Source organism: Methylobacterium sp. 37f (genome assembly GCF_023093475.1).
GTDB lineage: Bacteria > Pseudomonadota > Alphaproteobacteria > Rhizobiales > Beijerinckiaceae > Methylobacterium.
Genome location: NZ_JAGHKN010000131.1, coordinates 1 through 422, shown reverse-complemented (window position 1 = coordinate 422; position 422 = coordinate 1). Strand labels below are relative to the sequence as shown.

The 422-nt window shown below is 66.4% G+C and carries 1 protein-coding gene; it reads left to right on the top strand.

Going from position 1 to position 422, the window contains the following annotated elements; translation table 11 throughout:
- Positions 1–407, top strand: a 407-nt coding sequence (locus tag J7U37_RS24960) for a transposase (protein WP_247637506.1), incomplete at its 5' end; no start/stop codon positions are given.
- Positions 408–422: the final 15 nt, after the last annotated feature.

Genomic DNA, 422 nt, shown 5'->3' with positions numbered 1-422 from the left:
GGCTGACGACGACGTTCGTTGCGGGCTTGCGCATGTCGGGGATGAGCGCGCCCATGGTGCTCGACGGGCCGATGACGCGAGACTGGTTCCTGGCCTATGTCGAGCAGGTGCTCGCCCCAACCCTCAGGCCCGGCGACACCGTCATCCTCGACAACCTCCCCGCCCACAAGGGCGCAGCAATCCAGGCCGCCGTCGAGGCCAGCGGCGCACGGCTTCGCTTCCTGCCGCCGTACTCGCCCGACTTCAATCCGATCGAGATGGCCTTCGCCAAGCTCAAGGCGCTGCTGCGCAAAGCGGCCGAGCGCACGGTCGATCGGCTCTGGACTGTCGTCGGCAATCTGCTCGACGCCTTCACCCCAACCGAGTGCGCAAACTACTTCGCTGCCGCCGGTTACGATCCGGAGTAGGTGGAAACCGCTCTA